The following is a 20,508-nucleotide window of genomic DNA, read 5'->3' on the forward strand; positions in this document are numbered from 1 at the left end:
CAGTTCTTGTGATTCTAGAGGGGGATTTTATTTTGTATATAAGAAAGAGAATAAAAAAACTTATAACGCACGTAGTACTTTTTACACTGATTTTCACTTCAATAGCTACTAATCTGTTATTTTTCCCTACCATATCATCAGCAAGTGGAGGGCTGGGAGTCGATATAGCTCAAACAAAAGAAGAGTTAGTAAACGAGATTCTAGGTAGTGGTGTTATTGCAAGTGAAATTAAGTTAACGGGAAATACAAATGCTTTTGGCATCTTTGGTGGGGGTAATGATATAGTAGGTTTTGAAAATGGCATAATCTTGAGTACAGGGAATGCTAAAGATGTGATAGGACCTAACATAGAAAGTGATAAAACTACTAGATATAATAGTTCGGGTGATTCAAGTCTAACTAATTTAGCAGGATTTAGAACCTATGATGCAGCAACATTAGAATTTACATTTGTACCAAGTGGGAACTACATATCGTTTCAATATGTTTTTTCATCTGAAGAATATAATGAATACGCAAATAGTGACTTTAATGATATTTTTGCTTTTTTTGTAAATGGAGAAAATGTAGCTTTACTCCCTGATTCAAATACACCAGTTTCAATAAATACTGTTAATGGTGGTAATCCATACGGTATAGATGCGAAAAATGAAGAGTATTTTATAAACAACGAAGGTGGAGCTCTTAATACGGAAATGGACGGTCTTACAGTTGTAATGTCTGTTTCAGTAGGTGTTAATCCAGGTGTATCAAACACAATCAAACTAGCAATTGCAGATGGTTTTGATGATCAATATGATTCAAACGTCTTTATAAAAGCAGGCAGTTTAAATGATAGAGCCGTTCAACCTGGGCAAATTGAATTTGATACAAGAGAACAGTATGACGTTACGATTAAACGTTCAGGAGGAAGTGATGGTACAGCGTCCGCAACATGGGTAGCTAAAGATGAAAATGGGACTACGATAGACTCTGGAACCGTTAAGTTTGGAGATGGAGAAACCGAGAAGGTAATCAAAGTACCGTCAAGTACAAAAACTATAGAATTAAGTAATCCTATAGGTGGTGCAAAAATTTATCCTGATAGTACTCCTGTATTACTAGAAGATATACCAATAAAGACAAAGAGTATTGAAAGTGCAAATCCTGTAATAAAGTCGGTCCCTCATGGAACTAGTGTAGAAGAAGCAAAATTGACATTAGGAATGACTGTAGAAGTCAGTTTAGATAATGGTCAAACTACTGAGGTCCCAATAGAATGGAGCGTTAATTCTAATCCGGACTATAATGGTAATCAGGTTGGAGCGTATCTGTTTACAGGTACATTTGGTCAATTTCCAGATGATGTAGATAATAATAATAATGTTCAAGCTCCAACAGGAACGATAAATGTACTGAGCAACTCTGCTAATATAGAGTCTTTTAGTTTTGGAGAACAAACGAAACCAGCAGAAATTAACAGCATTGATGGAACGGTATTTATTGAGGTAGAAAATGGAACAGCGTTAGATCAGTTAATAGCAACTTTTGTTTTATCTGATAATGCACAAGGGGCAGAGGTTGATCAAGTTTTACAAGAAAGTGGCCAAAACGCAAACAATTTTACAAACCCTGTAAAATATAAGATTACAGCTCAAGATGGTACTGTCCGGGAATGGATAATTATAGTCGAAGAACAAGGTAAAACAGAAGCTCCTATTCCGACGAAACCAGTACTTATTATTGGCGAAAAAGTGATAAGCGGTACTTCTGAAGCAAATGCACAAATCACTATAAAGCGCGATGAAAATGTAATTGGATCAGGTATAGCAGATGGTGAGGGTAAATGGTCAGTTGAAATACCCGAGGATGTGACAATCGTAAAAGAGGATATTCTTTCTGTTACTGCAAAAACACAAGGTAAAGTGGAAAGTGATTTAGTAGAGGTAACCGTTATTGAAGCACCGGCTGTCCTAATAGAAAGTCCAACTAATATGTCTCATTTAAACAATTTACAAGTGATTAAGGGTTCTACTAATGCCCCAAATGGATCATCCATTACAATTGAAATTAATGGAACTACTTATCCCGGCATAGTTGAAAATAATCAATGGACATCTACTAGTTCCATTCTTTTAAACGATGGACATTATACTGCTGAAGTAACCATTTCAGATAGAGGTGTTGTTGGATCAGACACAGTATCATTCACAGTGGATACTACAAAACCAATCATTTCTTTAAAAGGTAGTCAAGAAGTTCAATTAGTAGAAGGCAATAACTATATAGACGATTCAGCAACAGCAGTGGATAACATTGATGGTGATGTTTCAAATAAGATTCTAGTTACAGGTATACCTGTCCATACTGATGTGCCTGGTAATTATACGATTACGTATAACGTAAGTGATAAAGCGGGTAATAATGCTGATGCAAAATCTAGAATATTAGTCATAAAACCTAAATCAATCATTGCAATAGGAAGTGCTGATGGAGAAAATACTATTTCAGTCAATGGCTCAACCCCAGGAGCAACTATTAATCTTTATGATAAAGATGGTAAATTGGTTGCTTCTACAACAGCAAACCTATCAGGAGAAGCTATCTTTACAGGTGTTACAGTAGGGTTAGACTATCAGGTGACCCAAACTGTGAACGAAGTAGAAAGTAATCTTTCTAATAAAGTGACGGTAGGACCTAGTAAACCAGCAATTGCTGAGGATAAGATGGATAATGTAAATAAAACAGTTGAGGTAAGTAACCTTATCCCTGGTGCAACTGTTACATTACTAGATAAAGACGGAAACACTATTAGTACGGGTATAGCGAATGATCAAGGAAAATATGTTTTTGCGAATTTAGAGCAAGGTGTAGATTATCTAGTGACGCAAACAGTTAATGACGTTACTAGTGAAGAGAAAACTTTCCGCTTACTCACTTTTGAACAAGAAGTGGATGATACATTACGTAATTTGAAAATTGGTTTCCAGAAAAATAACGGGGTGAATGATACGTGGGAAAGTGTTACATCCAATGTTTATCTTTTACGCACGGATAATCATGAAACGGATGTTGTCTGGACATCAAATGATTCTGGAGTTGTTAAAATCGATTCAAGTGACGTAAGAAAGCAGCAAATTACCACAACTGTTAACAGACAACAGAATGATAAAAGTGTCACGATAACAGCAACTGTTTCAAAAGGTAATGTGACAAAAACAAGAACTTTCCTTCTCGTTATAAAAGCAGCAGGAATCGAGAAAAAAGTAGATGTTAATTCTGCACGTCAAATTAATGTAGGAAATACGACATTAACTATTGAAAGAATTAATGTAATAAATAACAGCGATGTAATAGGTAAAATTGATAAAATCATTGTGACAGACGAAATAGTTGAAGCGGTTTTGACTAATGTAATTAATGGTATCGCAACCATTCAATTTCCTGTTAATCCTAGTGATGTAGCAAGTGAATTTGCAATAGAAATTGATAGAAGTGCTATTACAGCTTTTGCTAATGAACATGATGTAGAATTTATTAAAGTTGAAAATACTTACGCTCAACTAGTTTTAAGCAAAGAACAGCTGTTAAAAATGAGTGAAAATAATTTAGATCTTTTTTTCCGCCTTGTACCTATAACGGAGGAAAATGAAAAGCAACAGGTTAGGCAAGCTGTCTCCATTGAAGAAGCTGTTTTAGAAAGTGCAGCTGGAAAGAAAGTAAATGTACTTGGAACACCTATTGAAATTGAAACAAACTATAGAGGTTTTGAGACAGAAGTAACGTTCCCATTGGAGGAAATTTTAGATGAAGTAACAGATCCTGAAATGTTACGCGTTTTCATTGAACATGCCGATGAAAAAGTAATTGCCGATAGTGAAATTGTTTATGATGTAAACAACAATCCAATAGGAATTAAGTTTAAAATTAATAAGTTTAGTACTTTTACGATTTATGAAATTTTAAATAACAATGATGTACCTGTAGAAGAACCAAAAGAAGAGGAGCCACCTGTGGATAATCCTAAGGAAGAAGGCCCGATAGAAGATAAAGAAGAGTCGCCTACGTTACCTAATACATCTACAAATGTCTATAACTTATTAAGTATAGGATTGGTCTTATTAAGCGTGGGGATAGTGATGATGGCTCTAACGAGAAGAAAGAAAAAAACAGCATAAAAAAAGGAAAGGCTAATATCTTTTGTAGAATACATTAGATATTAGCTTTTTCTAATAGAGATTGAAAAAGGGTGATAAGGATGAAGATAGAAGCACTAACAAGTGAAAAGGTAGAGGCGTTTATTCAGTATTGTAAAAAATATAAAGGAGAAATAGATGAATCGTATTTATATGATGAAGATCTTCGAGATTTTGAACCAAATGAAGAAAACCCTACCTATATTGTAACGAATGATAGTGGAAATATAATAGGGACTGTTTCCCTCATTATTGATGCGTACAACAGAAGCGGGAAAAAAGGTCGTTTTAGAATATTTCATTCCGAAACAGAAAACAAAGAAATCTACCAAATACTAATGGAGAGTATTTTAGGACATGTTGATGGACTCGAAAATATCTTTGTTTTTGTACCAGAGGAAAATAAAGAGTTAAAACACTCCATAGAAGCTTTAGATTTTCAAATTGAGCGCTATTCTTTCCTTCTTGTTAGAGATGAGTTAGAAGTACCCGCGTATCACTTGCCGATAGATTACGAAATAAAAACTTTCCAACCTGGTAAAGATGAACAAGCGTGGTGTGAAGTGAGAAATGCAAGCTTTGCAACCCTTAAAGGAAGTGAAACACCAATTACACCTGACATGGTTACGGAGATGACAAAGGACGATGAGTATTTAGAAGGTGGTTTACTTATCCTTTATCATAATCAACAACCGGTCGGAGTGGTAAAGGGAAGTAAAGACGAATTTGAAGGTGAGCCTATTATGAATATTGGCCCAGTTGCTGTTATTCCTGAGTATCAAGGTAAAGGTTTAGGAAGAATATTATTAAGGGCCTCTTTGCACATCGCTAATGAAAAGGACTTTAAAAGGACGATTCTTTGTGTAAATGCAGATAACGAACGAGCGAAATCACTATATATTCAAGAAGGTTTTAAGCAAGTGGAAGCAGTGGCATGTTATAACTATAGCTTGATTTAATCACAAAAACACAACCTCCTAAACTAGGGCGTTTGTGTTTTTTTATCCAATAAACATATCATTAATGCTTTCAGCTAAGAAACGTAAAGTTCAATCAATTTGAACTTTTTTAGTTAATATCATTGAATTATTGTCTCTAACACATTATAATGTCCTCTATACAAATACAAAGGTACACGGATAAAAGACACGCGTTGTGTTGTGTGTTGGTTAGAGGAAAGGGTGAAGGTTTTGTTAGACAAAAAGGTAAAAGTAGGTCTAATGGGTATGGGGACGGTTGGAACAGGGGTGTTACGCTTAATTGAGGGGCATCAAGCAGACTTGCTCCATCAAACAGGTGTACAAATAGAAGTAGTGAAAATATTAGTTCAAGATCCATCGAAAAGAAGAAATTTTGATGTGGATTCTGATCTTTTAACAGATGACCCATATAGTCTTTTACAAGATCCTAAAATTGATGTCATTGTAGAGGTTATGGGTGGAATTGATCAAACGAAGGAATATGTATTAGAGGCATTAGAACATGGAAAGCATGTTATAACAGCAAATAAAGACTTGATGGCTGTTCATGGGGCAGAGTTACTTCAAAAAGCTGCTGGTAAAGGCTGTGACTTATTTTATGAAGCTAGTGTTGCAGGAGGAATCCCAATCCTAAGGGCACTTGTTGAAGGCTTTTCCTCTGACCGCATTACTAAAATGATGGGCATTGTAAATGGGACTTCTAATTATATTTTGACTAAAATGAGCCAGGAAGGTCAGTCATACGAGAAAGCATTAAAGGAAGCGCAAGAATTAGGTTATGCGGAAGCTGATCCGGCGGCTGATGTTGGGGGCTTAGATGCAGCTAGAAAAATGTCTATTTTAAGTACCCTTGGCTTTCATGTCGGAATGAACCTGGAGGAAGTAAATTGCCAAGGGATTACCGATGTATCGTTAGATGATATGAAATATGGTGATCGATTAGGCTATACGATAAAACTAATAGGGATTGCTAAACAAGACGATGAGTTAATAGAGGTTAGTGTCCAACCAACAATGATTGAAAAAACGCATCCACTTGCATCGGTTAATGGTGTGTTTAACGCTGTTTATGTTTATGGAGAAGCGGTTGGTGAAACGATGTTTTATGGTCCAGGTGCGGGTGAGTTACCTACAGCAAATGCAGTTGTTTCCGATCTTGTTACGGTAGTAAAAAATATGAAGTTAGGTGTAAATGGAAGAGGCATGGTTGCACCATATAAAGAAAAAAAATTAAAAACGGAAGAAGAAATATGGTCTAAATATTTTGTTCGACTTATTGTAAATGATGAAAGTGGTGTTTTAGCACAAATTACAAAAAGTCTTGCTACTCATCATGTAAGTATAGAGCAAGTTATTCAAAAGCCACACCATTCCGAAAATAAAGCAGAATTAATAATGGTAACGCATAACTCTTCTAAAAAAAGTGTAGAAGGTGTTTTGAAAGAGTTGGAAGGTTTAGCTGCTATTGAAAAAATTAAAAGCGTTTATCGAGTAGAAGGTAGTGAATAAATCGTCAATAAAATGTAATTACCTTTAAATCCTTACCTAATGTAACTTTAGGTGAGGTTTTTTTATTTTAATCATAAAGTTACAAAAAGGTTACGGAGTATCATAAAAACTGTTACTTTTTTATAACCCTTTTCTTGCTAGAAAGGTTTATGATTTTACTAACATAAAGAGGAAAGGGATTTCGTGATGGTACGTAAACATGATGAGATAATAATCAAAGCTTTTTTCATATTTTTTTGTTTAGCAACACTTCTATTTATTTTCAATATTATTCTAGTTTCCAAAACAAAAGCTATGATAACAGAAGATAGTGTTTTTAATGAAGTTGAGTTACAGAAAGAATATTTTCAACTAGATCAAGAAATTAGAGAACTTAAAAAGATTAATTATGAAGCTAAACAATCCGTAAAGAAAAAATTAGATAAAGAAATTCCTGTTGAAAACAAGGTTAACAATAAAAGCTATAAGCAAAAAACCGTTTATATTACATTTGATGACGGGCCATCAAATAACACCGATGAATTACTGGAAGTGTTAAAAAGCTATCAGGCAAAAGCTACATTTTTTATGCTGGAGCCTAACATGAGAAAGTACCCAGATGCAACGAAAGCAATAATTAGAGATGGACATGTGCCTGGTCTACATGGAGTTTCCCATAATAAACAGAAATTCTATGAATCAAAAAATAGTGTAATTTCTGAAATGAAACAGACACAAGTTACGCTTAAAAGTATTACGGGGATAAGTAGTAATTTAATAAGAACGCCTTATGGTTCTTCTCCTCATTTAACATCCTCTCAATTAGACGAGTGTGTATTAAATGGATTTATAGTATGGGATTGGACGATTGATAGTGAAGACTGGAAATACAAAAAAGGAGAATATGTGCAAAAGGTCATACATGAATTGAAATCATTTTCATCTATTGAAAAACCAGTTGTTATCTTACTCCACGATAAAAAAACTACTATAGACTATTTACCAAACTTATTATCTTATTTGGATAAAGAAGATTATGAGCTAGACGCTATGAATGAACAAATGAATCCTTATCATTTTTGATGAAAATAAAAAAATAAATGGAGCGAGCAAAATGGAAAGATCTATAGACGATTTATATAAACAGTACAACAAAGACCTTTTTAAGTTTTTAATGTATATGGGAGTAAACAAGGAACAAGCGGAGGATTTAGTACAAGATGTCTTTTTGCGAGTGCTTAAAGCTCAAGATGATTGCCAAAAAGTAAATAATGAAAAAACGTGGTTATTTACGATTGCGAGAAATATAGTAATTGATCACTTTAGAAAACAAGGCAAACGGAAAAATTATCAATACGACTATTATTATTTTGAAAATGAATTAAGGGATTACCAGCCTCAACCCGAGGAACTGACCATTCAAAAAGAAGAACTTTGCTGGATATATCGATGTTTGGATTATTGCACAGTCGATCAAAGAAAAGTAATTATTCTTCGTTATTTAAATGAGCTTCCCATAGCAGAAGCGTCAAAGTGCTTAGGATGGACAGAAAGTAAGGTAAAAACAACCCAGCATCGAGCACTAAAGATTTTAAAATGTTATATGGAAAAAGAAAAAGCAGGCGAGTCCTTAATAGGGGCCAATTACATGCTACCAGCTTAAGAATCGATCGGTTTTGGTTTAATCTTTCTACTAGATGAAACAGTCAAGATTAACTTTTTATTCCATAAATAGTATGAATGTGTAATATTGAAAGTAGATGTGAAATTTTAAATCGTGAGGTTGAAGGAAATGGATGAAGGAAAAATATTAGTAGTAGAAGATGAGGAACCGATACGTAAACTCGTAATTTTTAATTTGGTACGATCTAATTTTGAAGTACTTGAAGCGGGAGATGGTAGAGAAGCTTTACAGATTATTAAAGAAAATACACCTTCATTAGTAGTTCTGGATTTAATGCTGCCAGATATGGACGGTTTTGAAATTTGTTCGAGGATTAGAGTAGATTATCCTAATTTGCCCATTATTATAGTCTCCGCTAAAGGTCAAGATATGGAAAAAATTATGGGGCTAGAGTTAGGAGCCGATGACTATATTGTTAAACCTTTTAATCCTCTAGAATTGGTGGCACGTATCCGGTCCGTTTTAAGACGAACTAATCCTGAACCCGATATGTCAAAAAGTAACGAAATAAATATAGGTCCTTTTGTACTTCAAATGAAGACGCAGCGGGTATTTAAAAATAAGCAATTACTCAAATTAACAGCTAGAGAATTTTATTTAATGAAGTTCTTTTTTGAAAAAGTAAATGAACCTATTACGAGAGATGAGCTGCTAGATGAAATTTGGGGATTAAACTACTTTGGTGATCCTAAAACAGTAGATGTTCACATTCGTAGACTAAGAGAAAAAATAGAAGATGACCCATCACAGCCTACCTTTCTGAAGACAGTTTGGGGTTATGGTTACTGTTTTCAGGGAGAGTGAGCAACATGAAAAAAGGAATTAAGAGAAGAATTGTTTGGAGTTATTTATTGTTAATTATATTCTCTGTTGCCGTTTTTGAAGCGGTCATTATTTCTGCATTAATGGTCTATTATACAGGTGGAGTAAAACAGACTTTAAGGGATCAGGGTGCTATTTTCTCTTCCTTTTATGAGCGGGATTTAATTGAAGGAGAATTAGAAAATAAAGCTGAACAGTTACTATCTCAGTATAATTTTACCGTAAACGCACAAGTACAACTTATTGATACAAAAGGGAATATACTGGCGGAAAACTACTCTAGTAATCAAAAAAATATTCTTTCTTTGAATGACGTGAAATTAGCGGTAAATGGAAAAAATGGCTTTTTAACTAGTAAAAAAATGGATGAGAAACTCCTGTCTGTTTCCTACCCTTTAAAATCTGGTAATACAACTTACGGAGTCATTAGGTTAACAACGAGTATGAAGCAAACGAACGATATATTAATTCAAAATTCTATTCTCCTCCTAATTGTAGGAGGAATTGTTATTTGTTTAGCTGCAGCACTAAGTTTATTTTTAACAAATTCGATTACGAAACCTATAACCACTATTACTAGGGCGGCTGAAAGAATAGCAGCGGGTAATTTTCAAACTAGAATTGAAAAAGTAAATGAAGATGAAATAGGAAAGCTGGCCGACACACTAAACTTTATGACGAAGGAAGTGGAAAGGCATGAACAGCTAAAAAATGAATTCATAGCATCTATTAGCCATGATTTAAGAACCCCCTTAACTTCCGTAAAAGGATGGGCAGTCACCTTACAAACGCTTACTGATGAAGAAGTTTTTAAAGAAGGACTTGAAATTATCACTAATGAAAGTGATCGTTTGAACGAAATGCTTAATGATTTATTGGATTTGTCTAGTTTAACTAGCGGTAAATTATCCTTCACATATGACACGGTTGTTTTACACTTGCTAATAAAACAAGTTATTTTTCAGATGGAACCAAGAGCGAAGAGACAAAATGTAAAAATAATTGCTGATTTAGATGAAAGCATACTACATAGTAAATTGGATAAGAATCGCTTAAAACAAGTATTTATAAATATATTCGATAACGCATTGAAGTTTACACCGATGGGAGGCAGAATTGTCTGTCGCCTTAAAAGAGAAGAAAATAATGCGATTATTCAATTAGAGGATACAGGCATAGGAATTTCAGATAAGGATCTGCCATTTGTGAAAGAGAAATTTTACAAAGGACAAACACCAGGATCTGGGAGTGGGCTTGGGTTAGCAATTTGCGAAGAAATAATAAAAGCACATCAAGGTACTTTTAAAATAACAAGTGAAGCAAGTAAGGGGACTTTAGTAGAAATTGTGTTACCTTTATAAAATATTTTTAGAAGAGAGTAGGTTGAAAATGTGAGGAAAAAACACTTCCTTATTTTTAATCTGTTAATTAGTTTAACCATGATAAGTACTGGATGTGGGCTTTTACCTGAGCCGAGCACGTTAATTCAAGCACCTAAGTATGTTCATGCAACAACTGAAGTAGATGAAGATAAAACATTGCTTGCAAAAAAATACTTGCCAAATGGTACAGAATTAGCACAACCAAATGGTCCAGTAGGGGCTACAGGTGTTGTTGCTGGTGACATAGATGGGGATAACATAGATGAACTAGTTGTTATTTATCACGCAAAAAGTAATGCAGCCCAAGCGGGATATTTCATTTTGAAAAAGCAGACGGATAATGAATGGCAAAAAGTATACTCAAAAAAAGGCTCAGGCTATGATATTAGCTGGGCGAATATTGTTGATGTGACCGGTGATGGTAAAAACGAGGTATTATTGGGATGGCAAATAGGAGTCTCAGCAGGGAATATGTTAGAAGTAAGTTCATGGGAAAATAATGAATTAAACTTAATTAGTAAGGTTAACTACTCAGAGATCGAAATTATATATTTGGAAGAACAACCAGTCCCTCGACTTGCTATTTGGAATAAAAATTTTGCCGATGTGTATGATGTTCAAGTTTTAAAATGGGGGAACTCCGATTTTATAGAGGATGTAGAAAACTATCCATCCTACTTTACTAAGGTGTCTGATTATTATAAGAAGAGAATAGAGGAGATACCTGATGCTAGTTATTATTGGTATTACTTAGCAGAGGGATACTTAAATGCGAGAGAGCCAGAACTTGCTCTTTGGGCAATAAATAGAGGCTTATTATTAAAAACAACTATTCCATCTTATGAGGAGTTTACCGATCTAAAGATCAAGATAGAAGAACAGGTGTTAGCTGAAAATCGCACGATGATTCCTTATGATATAAAAAATGCGAACGTCATGCTAGAAATTCCAAGTGATTTACTTCCATATTTAGAAATAGAAGAACAAATACGTAATGACTTTTCCTACACTGTTTCTTTTATTCATAGTAAGGATAATAGTAAACAGTTATTGTTCTCTATTGAAGTCGATTACAAGGAAATTCCATCAGATGGTAAATCCTTGGAATTAGTCGAGGAAACGGACCATTTAAATTATTACATTAATAGAGGAGAACACAACCTTGTAAATGAGCAGGAAAGCATTGAAAAAATGATTACAAGTATGAAGGTTGGAACCCAGACGTCCTCTTATAAGAGTGTAGAAGAAGAAATGGTATTAAGTTCTGTAAGAGAAGCTTTTCTCACATACAATTATGTGATGAGTGGTGGCAAAATGCCTACCGGGATAATTGATACATTTACCTATAATAATATGGATTATCGTTATTTGGGCAGTGACTTAGATACGAATGAAGAACTTTCCGAATATATGGGTGAATTATACACTAGTGACTCTATTCAATCTTTTATGAAACGAGTAAATATGATAGAGTCTAAGGGGAAGCTAGCTTATCCCAATGCTGATATTGGCTCGATGTCTAACTATGATAGAGCTACAATAGAATATAGTAAGGATAATGGTTTAGAGAAAGAGTTTTATATTCGCGTACCATTAGGAAACAGTTTAGCCTACAAGATTGTCCAAATCATATTTGAAAAAACGAATAACGGATGGAAAATATCATCTGAGCCAGGGTCTTTTTAGAGATGATGGTTGACATATTGAGTTGAAAGAAATCTTCATTTTAGGAGGTTTCTTTTTTTCTCCCTTCTTTAACGATTCTGTAACTATTTTTAACCTTTAAGAAACTTCTGAAAGAGTAAGATTAGCTACAATAAAATAGAAATAAACCTAATTAATAGAAAGTTGGTAATTGTATGGTTAGTCAATCTATTAGAAAAAAATCATTTTTGGTTATGATTATTACTGTTATTATCGTGTGTTTTTCCGGTCTGTTTAGTATGGAGGCAAATGCAGGTTCTGTATCAAAAGGGGATGTAGTAGTTAACTATGCAAAAAAAATAAATGGTGTCCCTTTCAAATATGGCGGGACGTCACCTAAGGGCTTTGACGCTTCTGGGTATACGCAATATGTATTTTCCAAGAGTGTAAAAGTAAAGATTCCTAGAACCTCTGCTGATCAATATAAAGTCGGAAAAAGTGTAAAACTAAACAACTTAAAATATGGAGATCTTGTCTTTTATAAAACGAATGGAAAGACTGTTTCTTTTGTTGGAATCTATATAGGAAATAAAAAGTTTATTTCAGCTACTTCCAAGGGTGTGAGAGTTCAATCAATGGAAATGAGCTACTGGAAAAACATCTATGTAGGTGCCAAAAGAATTGTCCAATAAAGGATAAGAATAGGAGTAAGTAGTTGAAACTATTAAAAGAAATTTATCATTATATGGTTTATGTCCTTATCGGAATAGGAATTACAACCGTTTCAATGGTTATCATTTTGTTTCTTTTTTTAAATTAAGCTCCCACGGGACAGCACGTGTCTAAAGCCCACTCAGCAGGATTTTCTACGAGGAGACCTGAGGTGGAAAGCGAAGTATTATACAGAAGCGGTATTTAAGCACTTAACAGGTTCAGTGTATTTTTTCAACTAAAGTTACTGTCGTAAAGTAACTAAACAGCTAAAAGAACAACAACCTTATTAATAACACTCCCCAAAAGAACAGCTTTTTAAGTAAATAGAAAAGCTGTTCTTTTTATACTTTAAGAAAGTTTAACTTTGTTAAAGGATTAAAGTATAAGCTTTCACCATAAGGACTTGGCGACAAGCCAAGTTTTTCTAATGAATGTGTAAATAATAAAAGGAGTGTATGATAGGATAAATAAAAAGAGAAGTATGTGTTAATGATTAAAGTTTTTATATACTTCACCGCATTTTTACTAAGTAAAAAGGATGGGGAGACATATGAGTGAATTAGATGTTACAAAAGATTTGAAATTACCTAATACGCGAACAAGTATGCAGGAAGAATTTGAGAAATTGGGGATAGAAAAAGGAATGATAGTTATAGTGCATTCCTCTCTTAGTGCTTTTGGATGGGTTTGTGGAGGTCCAGTAGCTGTTATACAAGCATTAATAGATGCCGTTGGTAAGGAAGGGACAATTATTATGCCAAGCCAAACCGCAGATAACTCAGACCCATCTGGATGGCAAAAACCTCCTGTACCAAAGGAATGGTGGCCAATAATAAGGGAGGAGATGCCAGCTTTTGATCCACGAGTAACACCAACAAGAGGAATGGGGAAAATTGTAGAGACGTTTCGAGCATATCCTCATGTTATGCGTAGCTCACATCCCATCTATTCCTTTGTAGGTTGGGGGAAGTACGCTCCATATATTTTATCTGAACAACCGTTGGAAGCTGGTTTTGGAATCAACTCACCTCTAGGTAAAATTTATGAGCTTGATGGGCATATTCTATTACTTGGAGTTACTCACGATAGTAATACATCTTTACATTTGGCCGAACATGCTATCCCGAATAGGGTTAAAGTGAAAAAAGGAACTGCCATGTTAGAAAACAATGAACGTGTTTGGAAGATGTACGAAGAAATAGTATATGATGATGAGCCCTTTGAGGATCTAGGTAAAGATTTCGAAAAAAATTATAGTGTCATAGAAGGTACTGTTGGGAAGGCATCTTGTAAGTTAATGAAACAACGTCCCCTCATAGATTTTGCGCGTAATTGGTTAATAGATTTTTATTAGAACACGAACTAACAAAGGCAGAACGGAACAAAATCCGTTCTGCCTTTCCTTTTATTCTTCTAATATTTTTCTATAATAATCGGTTTCTAAAATCTTAGTAGAGTAATAAAATTTACTATTAACGATGGCATTCATCCAGTCAAGATAGTTATCGTCAACCACTTGACCAGGAAAGGCTGTAAATTCCTTTGTTATGGAATTGTACTTCCCTTTATCTGTAATAAAGCTTTTGTTATGAAATACTACTAATGGATCTGCATCTGAAAAGATGTCAGTACCCATTAACAGTCTTGAATCGTATTCTAATCCTAATAGATTAGAAAGGGTTGGGATAATATCTAGACTTGAACTAGGTTTATCAATCGTCAAAGGTTCCATGTTTTTAGTATAGAGAATGAATGGATTTTTATAAAGTTCAAAATTGTGTTCCACTTCATGACCAGCAAGCTCATTAATTGTTTCATCCTCTAATCCATATGGATAATGGTCAGTGCTTAATGCAATAAGTGTTTTGTCCGCTACTCCTGCCTCTTCTAGTTTATCAAGTAAATGCTCAAGTGCTTTGTCTAGTTCTACTTGAGTTGCAATATATGCTTTGGCTTGCTCTGAGTATGGTAAATCCTGAACGTGTTCTTGATTTTTTCTAGCCATGTTATTCCCATCAAAAGAATATTGCATATGGCCACTAACAGTCATGTAATAAGCATGGAACGGTTCTTCATTAATATATTCTGGAATGGAGACTTCCATCATTTCTAAATCGGATGCTGGCCAGATTTGTTTAACGTTCAATCCATTTCCTATCCCCTTGTATTCATATCCCATGTTAGGGTGGGATATGTCTCTTCGATAATATGCATAGGAATGGTTATGGTAGGCATTTGTTTTATACCCTAGCTTTTTCAATTGATTTCCCATAACAAATGGGAGGTAATTATTTGCTGATTCTTCAAAGCTCCAAACACCGCTTTTTGGAATTAATCCCTGTGTTGCAACATACTCTCCATCTGTTGTACTTACTTCCCAAAGGGGTGTGTAAAAATTGGTGAAGTAATACCCTTCGTGAACTAACTTATGTAAGGTTGGTGTAACATCTTCATGAACCGCAAAAGGTGAAAAACCTTCAGCGGTAATAAAAACTAGATTATAGCCTTCATATTTACCGGTGTATTCATTTTTAGCTGTTGGAGGAACATTTTTAAAATACTCATGCATATCTTCCATTACAGCATCATCTTCATTTGCAATAAGTTGATCAAAATCTATGTTAATCGTATTATATTCGACTACTTCTGCCTCAGGTTCTTTCGGATCTGGCTCTGAATCTGGGTTTTCACCGGAATCGCCATCCGTATCGTCGCCGTCATTTCCATCCACTTCAACTGGTTTGGTTGTTGGTAGATAAGGATTAGATGCTTCTAGTACAGGTGACCATCCAGTAAGAAGTCTTTGTAGATCCAGTCTCATCATGGTAAACAATCCTAGTTTCTCTGCAGCCATGATAGGAAAGCTGCTTTTATAATAAAGATCGTAAGGCGAATGCTGATCTTTACCATTAATATGTACACTTGCAATACCAATAAGGTGAACTAGAATAATCAATGAAACTATCATCCCTTTTGCAAATAGGCTTATCTTTGTAAAGGATAATATTTTCTTTCCGAAAATGATAAAGAGACTAGCAGGTAAGAAAAATAAGATAATCCAAAAGAATTGCTGAAGTAAAATAGTCCATATATCTTTCCAAAATTCAAAAACTTGCGTGGCATTTCCTGCAGAATATAATGTGTAAAACGTTCTGAAAAAATTAAAATATATGAGCTGAGATGAGAACACGAGACCAGCAACAATGAGGAGTATAATAGAGATTAAATAGCGTCCTTTTCCACGAAATAAAGAATATAGAAAGTAAAAAGTCATTGCAATAGAGGTGGCAAAAATAAAAGAAATTAGCAAGCCTTCAGAAAAGACACTCTTTGCTGTTAAGGCTCGAAAAAGCGCTTCCATAAATAAAAGTGAAACTAAAAAGTAAACGAGTATATATATCTCTTTAAACTGCTTTAACATAGAATAATTCCCCCTATGAGCCTATTGTATTATAAGATGGAATTATTTACTATATGTAGTTTTGTAATAGGATAAGCTTAAGGTACTCAAAAGAAAAAAGCCATGATGAATATCATGGCGGACTTGTTACTCTTTGCGATGAGCATGAGATGGTAGCTTTTCACTTGGATTTCCTTTGCCTTGTTTCTGTTTATTTTCTTTATCCTTTGCCTGCTTATCATGAATCTTTTCTACAAAATCATGTGTATTGTCCATTAAAAAATCCTCCTTTGTACTAATTAATCTGTCACTTAACGTTCCCTAGGGATTCTATATTATGTATGTCGTTGTTAAGTAAAAAATAGAGCATGTGAATTTTCACACGCTCTATTTTTAAAAATAACTAATAGCCAACTTCAACGGAAGCTACAACAATATACATTAAATCGTTTTTATCTTCTTTATCTTTTAGGACGATTCCACTCGTAGTAGCCATTCCACCATCCATCACGTCGATGGTCACTGTCCCATATGGTATTTCTTTTTTTACTGTTTCATAATCAAGCTCTTCTTTGTCTACTGGCATTGCGAGCTTAACATTTACGCACATGTTTTGTAAGTCATTGTCTGGCAACATTTCTCTAATCCCGGGCATCGAATTAAAATGAATGGCATTTTGAACAGCTCTTACAGCTGCTTTTGTAACGTTTTGCCCATGAACATCAATACCCATACCTGTTTCTATAAATAGAAGTTTTTTCATAAAAAATCTCCTTTCTCCATCTATTCTCTACACACTAAGTAGCTCCATAATTTCGTTTTCAGAAAGACTTGAAAACATTGTTTCACCTGGCTGTATAATGTTTTCAATAAGCTCCCTTTTCTTTTGCTGTAGGGAATAGATTTTTTCTTCTATCGTTCCTTCCGATATAAGGCGATACACTTGTACAACTTTTTTCTGTCCCATTCGATGTGCCCTACCAGCGGCCTGTTCTTCTACGGCTGGATTCCACCAAAGGTCATATAAGATAACGGTGTCTGCACCTGTTAAGTTCAGTCCTGTTCCTCCTGCTTTTAAAGAAATGAGAAAAATGTCATTTTCACCTTGATTAAAACGTTCAGCCATTTCTACTCTTTTTTGAGATGGCGTTTGTCCATCTAAGTAAAAACAATGGTATCCTTCTAAAGCTAGTTTTTCATTGATAATTTTTAGCATGCTAGCAAATTGTGAAAAGATAAGAATCCTTTGTTTATTTGCAATGGCATAATCAATCATATCGAGAAGCTGATTAAGTTTTCCGGATTCTCCTTCGTAATTTTCAATAAAAAGCGATGGATGACAGCATAACTGACGTAAACGAGTTAACCCAGCAAGTATTTTTATACGGCTTTTTTGGAAACCTTCACTTGCAATTGCTTCGGATGCTTCATTTTGTATTTTTTCTAAATAGCCTACATAAAGTTGTTTTTGTTCTTTTGTTAGTTCGGAAGTATGAACGGTTTCTATTTTATCAGGAAGCTCTTTTAAAACGTCCTTTTTTAATCTTCTTAATATAAAAGGACGACTCATGCGAGAAATTTGGTCTTGTGGGATGCTATTGAATCCTTTTTTGTTTGGAAAATAACCAGGCAGAATAGCATCAAATAAAGACCAAAGTTCATCAAGTGAATTTTCAATTGGTGTTCCGCTTAGTGCAAAGCGATTACCGGCACGTATAGATTTTACTGCTTTGGCTGTCTTAGTCGTATCATTTTTTATTGCTTGGGCTTCATCCAAAATACAAGTCGAAAATTCTAGTGATGAATATAATTTTACATCTTGACGTACTAAGGGATAGGAAGTGATAATGACGTCAACATCCGATATGTCTTGTAAAAGCTGTTCCCGTTCAATTTTTGTACCACTAATGATTCGAACGGATAAAGAAGGAGCAAATTTACTAAACTCACTCTTCCAGTTATAGACTAGGGATGCTGGTGAAATAACGATAGCTGGATTACGATTAGTTCTACTGTTAGCTTCAACATCAGATAACAACAAAGCAATTGTTTGCAATGTTTTACCTAGCCCCATATCATCAGCTAAAATGCCTCCAAAACGATAATGGTTTAAAGCTTTCAACCATTGAAATCCGACCTTTTGGTAACTCCGCATTTCTGCTTGTAAATTTTCAGGTAACGGATATTCCTGTTGCTCAGGATGTTTAATGTCATCTATTAATTTTCGAAAGGCTTCGTTATATTTCGTTCTATCTTGTATAGATAATAGTTCTTCTACCTGTAGACTTCGAAATGCCGGTAACTTTACCCTTCCGTCCTGTACGGCATCTGTTTTTAGTTGTAATTCAGTCAACATTTGCCCGATATGGTGGAAAGATTGCTCCTCTAAAGGAACAAAGACACCATTAGGTAAACGATAAAATCGTTTTTTCTCCACAATAGAGCTTAATATATTACTAACTTCCTCATTATCTATGTCGGCTAGATCAAAATTTACTTCTAAAAAGTTTTGCCTAGCATCCAGCTCCACTTGAATAGAAGGATATTTGGATTCCTCTAATAATAAATTTCTAACCTGATTTGTCATGAAGACATTTAATTTTTCATCAAAACGAGGTAAAAATTCGTACATAAAATCAAACATGGCTTCTTCATCTTCTATATATAACTGTTCCCCATTAAATTTAAAGAAGGAATGCTCCATTAGGTGCATGATTTCTTGTTCTTGCTCGATATCCCGAACTAAGACTTTCGAGTTCCCTACATTCTCTACTGTATCGGTATGAAATGGATAGATAATGATGTCGTCATAGTGATACTCTAAATTTGCCAGTAACCGTCCCTCATCCATGTACAAATACAGTTTCCCATCAAGGGATGGTTCTATAATTTCCTCAGCTATCTTATCTTGAATTTTTATTTCCCCAACTTTTTTAAATTTGGGTAGTACATAGGATAAGAAAGAATCAAGTTGCTCCCGTTGTATAGGTAAATACTGACTGGAATCTTCCCATATCACACGATCAAGGCCTTTTATTATCGCTGCCTGTGCTGGATTTAGTTTATATATTTGGTGCTCCAAAAGTAAATAGCCATACTCTTCTAAATAGGATGTACTACCCCAGTTATCTAAATCAAGAACAAAGTGATCTTTATTTTCTTTTAGTTCAAAGTTAAATGGTAGCTTCTGTTCTTTCCATTCTATTTGTGGATACATATTATCCCCATATTCAAAGGAGCAATTTCTATATTGTATGAAAGAGAGTAATTGGTCAGCAAAATATGGAGGGATTGTCATACCTTTATCATTAGATGAGGTAGCTAACCATCTGTTTCGCTGGTGATAAAAGTTTTCACTCTTATATATGTTTAGTAAAAGTTGAATGACTTCCAGATCACCCTGTTCAAAGAAATGTATATTTGGGTCATAAACAAATTTTTGTGTAAAATATAACTCTTCTTGACGCTCAATATGATCAAGCAATTCCTTTAATTTTTTCACAACATAAACTCTGTCTATACCAATTTTCATTTCAATGGAAAGTAAAGAAGTATCCCATGGCTTTGGCATATGTTTAATATGGAATTCTACTTTTAATGGTTTTCCAAGAAGTGAAGATGAGCCAGTCGAATTTGTTTTTTTCGGAACAGAAATTTCGTTCGAAAACAAATTAATAATTTCAGAAGTAAACGAAGAGGATAATAATTCTTCACCCTGCTGATACTTGTTTTCATGTTGTTCTATTTGTCTTAAATGACTTTCAAGCTGTTCTTTATCAGCATCCTCTACTAACATTTCAAGCATTTCTAAAAGGACAGCTACAGAGTGCTTGCAGAAGCCATATTGATCATGGGCAGGACAGTCACAAACGTATGATAGCTCGTTATCTAGTATTTCTACTTCTACGTCATAGACATGTGTTCCCATGACTTTTGCATTCCAAACATTTTGGTGCTCATTATGAGTTAATTGCTGTACACGTGCTTGGTTGTAATAACTAAGTCCTCTCCTGTATATGGTATCAGGGAACATGTTTTTAATAGATTGGCGATTTAGCATCTCATTACAGTCCTTTTTATCTTTTGTTACTATCATTCTATTGGAACAAAGATTTTATACGTCTATTTTATCAGTTTTTAACTATGAACACAGTGCATTTGCATTACCAAAAGAAAAGCACCTCCAAATCTTGAAACGTTTAAAAATTTGGAGGTGCCG

Annotated in this window: 14 protein-coding genes; 10 read left to right on the plus strand and 4 right to left on the minus strand. The window is 34.5% G+C overall.

The window, feature by feature from the left end:
• Positions 1–32 precede the first annotated feature (32 nt).
• The 10 genes from HNQ94_RS14560 to HNQ94_RS14605 all read left to right on the plus strand — a co-directional run bounded on the left by HNQ94_RS14560 (position 33) and on the right by HNQ94_RS14605 (position 14,243).
• On the plus strand, positions 33–4,157 hold the full coding sequence (locus tag HNQ94_RS14560; RefSeq protein ID WP_174497046.1) for a choice-of-anchor L domain-containing protein: 4,125 nt from the start codon (positions 33–35) through the stop codon (positions 4,155–4,157).
• Positions 4,158–4,237: 80 nt separating this feature from the next.
• The gene (locus tag HNQ94_RS14565) at positions 4,238–5,134 is read left to right on the plus strand and encodes a GNAT family N-acetyltransferase (RefSeq protein ID WP_174497045.1); all 897 of its coding nucleotides are present in this window, start codon (positions 4,238–4,240) and stop codon (positions 5,132–5,134) included.
• Between the two features lie 231 nt (positions 5,135–5,365).
• Positions 5,366–6,664 carry a homoserine dehydrogenase gene (locus HNQ94_RS14570; RefSeq protein WP_174497044.1) on the plus strand — a complete coding sequence of 433 codons (1,299 nt, stop codon included), beginning with the start codon at positions 5,366–5,368 and terminating at the stop codon, positions 6,662–6,664.
• A 186-nt stretch (positions 6,665–6,850) separates the two neighbouring features.
• Positions 6,851–7,726: a polysaccharide deacetylase family protein gene (locus HNQ94_RS14575; protein ID WP_246200038.1), complete on the plus strand. Its 876-nt coding sequence runs from the start codon at positions 6,851–6,853 to the stop codon at positions 7,724–7,726.
• A 31-nt stretch (positions 7,727–7,757) separates the two neighbouring features.
• The gene (locus HNQ94_RS14580) at positions 7,758–8,306 is read left to right on the plus strand and encodes a sigma-70 family RNA polymerase sigma factor (RefSeq protein ID WP_174497042.1); all 549 of its coding nucleotides are present in this window, start codon (positions 7,758–7,760) and stop codon (positions 8,304–8,306) included.
• Positions 8,307–8,435: 129 nt separating this feature from the next.
• Positions 8,436–9,131, plus strand: coding sequence for a response regulator transcription factor (locus HNQ94_RS14585; RefSeq protein WP_174497041.1), 696 nt, complete (start codon positions 8,436–8,438; stop codon positions 9,129–9,131).
• A gap of 5 nt (positions 9,132–9,136) precedes the next feature.
• On the plus strand, positions 9,137–10,510 hold the full coding sequence (locus tag HNQ94_RS14590) for a sensor histidine kinase (protein ID WP_174497040.1): 1,374 nt from the start codon (positions 9,137–9,139) through the stop codon (positions 10,508–10,510).
• 30 nt (positions 10,511–10,540) lie between these two features.
• Entirely contained in the window at positions 10,541–12,217 is a 1,677-nt protein-coding gene (locus tag HNQ94_RS19755; RefSeq protein ID WP_174497039.1) for a DL-endopeptidase inhibitor IseA family protein, read from the plus strand.
• A 173-nt stretch (positions 12,218–12,390) separates the two neighbouring features.
• Complete coding sequence (locus HNQ94_RS14600) at positions 12,391–12,867, plus strand: C40 family peptidase (protein ID WP_174497038.1); 477 nt, start codon at positions 12,391–12,393, stop codon at positions 12,865–12,867.
• A 572-nt stretch (positions 12,868–13,439) separates the two neighbouring features.
• Complete coding sequence (locus HNQ94_RS14605) at positions 13,440–14,243, plus strand: AAC(3) family N-acetyltransferase (RefSeq protein ID WP_174497037.1); 804 nt, start codon at positions 13,440–13,442, stop codon at positions 14,241–14,243.
• Between the two features lie 51 nt (positions 14,244–14,294).
• Here the strand turns inward: HNQ94_RS14605 and HNQ94_RS14610 are convergent, their stop codons facing one another.
• The 4 genes from HNQ94_RS14610 to HNQ94_RS14625 all read right to left on the minus strand — a co-directional run bounded on the left by HNQ94_RS14610 (position 14,295) and on the right by HNQ94_RS14625 (position 20,349).
• A complete protein-coding gene (locus HNQ94_RS14610; protein WP_174497036.1) occupies positions 14,295–16,310 on the minus strand; it encodes an LTA synthase family protein in 2,016 nt (671 codons plus the stop codon).
• Between the two features lie 126 nt (positions 16,311–16,436).
• Positions 16,437–16,565, minus strand: coding sequence for a DUF4023 domain-containing protein (locus HNQ94_RS14615; protein WP_174497035.1), 129 nt, complete (start codon positions 16,563–16,565; stop codon positions 16,437–16,439).
• A 127-nt stretch (positions 16,566–16,692) separates the two neighbouring features.
• Positions 16,693–17,052, minus strand: coding sequence for a Lin0512 family protein (locus HNQ94_RS14620; RefSeq protein WP_174497034.1), 360 nt, complete (start codon positions 17,050–17,052; stop codon positions 16,693–16,695).
• A 27-nt stretch (positions 17,053–17,079) separates the two neighbouring features.
• Positions 17,080–20,349, minus strand: coding sequence for a DEAD/DEAH box helicase (locus tag HNQ94_RS14625; protein ID WP_174497033.1), 3,270 nt, complete (start codon positions 20,347–20,349; stop codon positions 17,080–17,082).
• Positions 20,350–20,508: the final 159 nt, after the last annotated feature.

The organism is Salirhabdus euzebyi (genome assembly GCF_014207435.1).
GTDB lineage: Bacteria > Bacillota > Bacilli > Bacillales > Alkalibacillaceae > Salirhabdus > Salirhabdus euzebyi.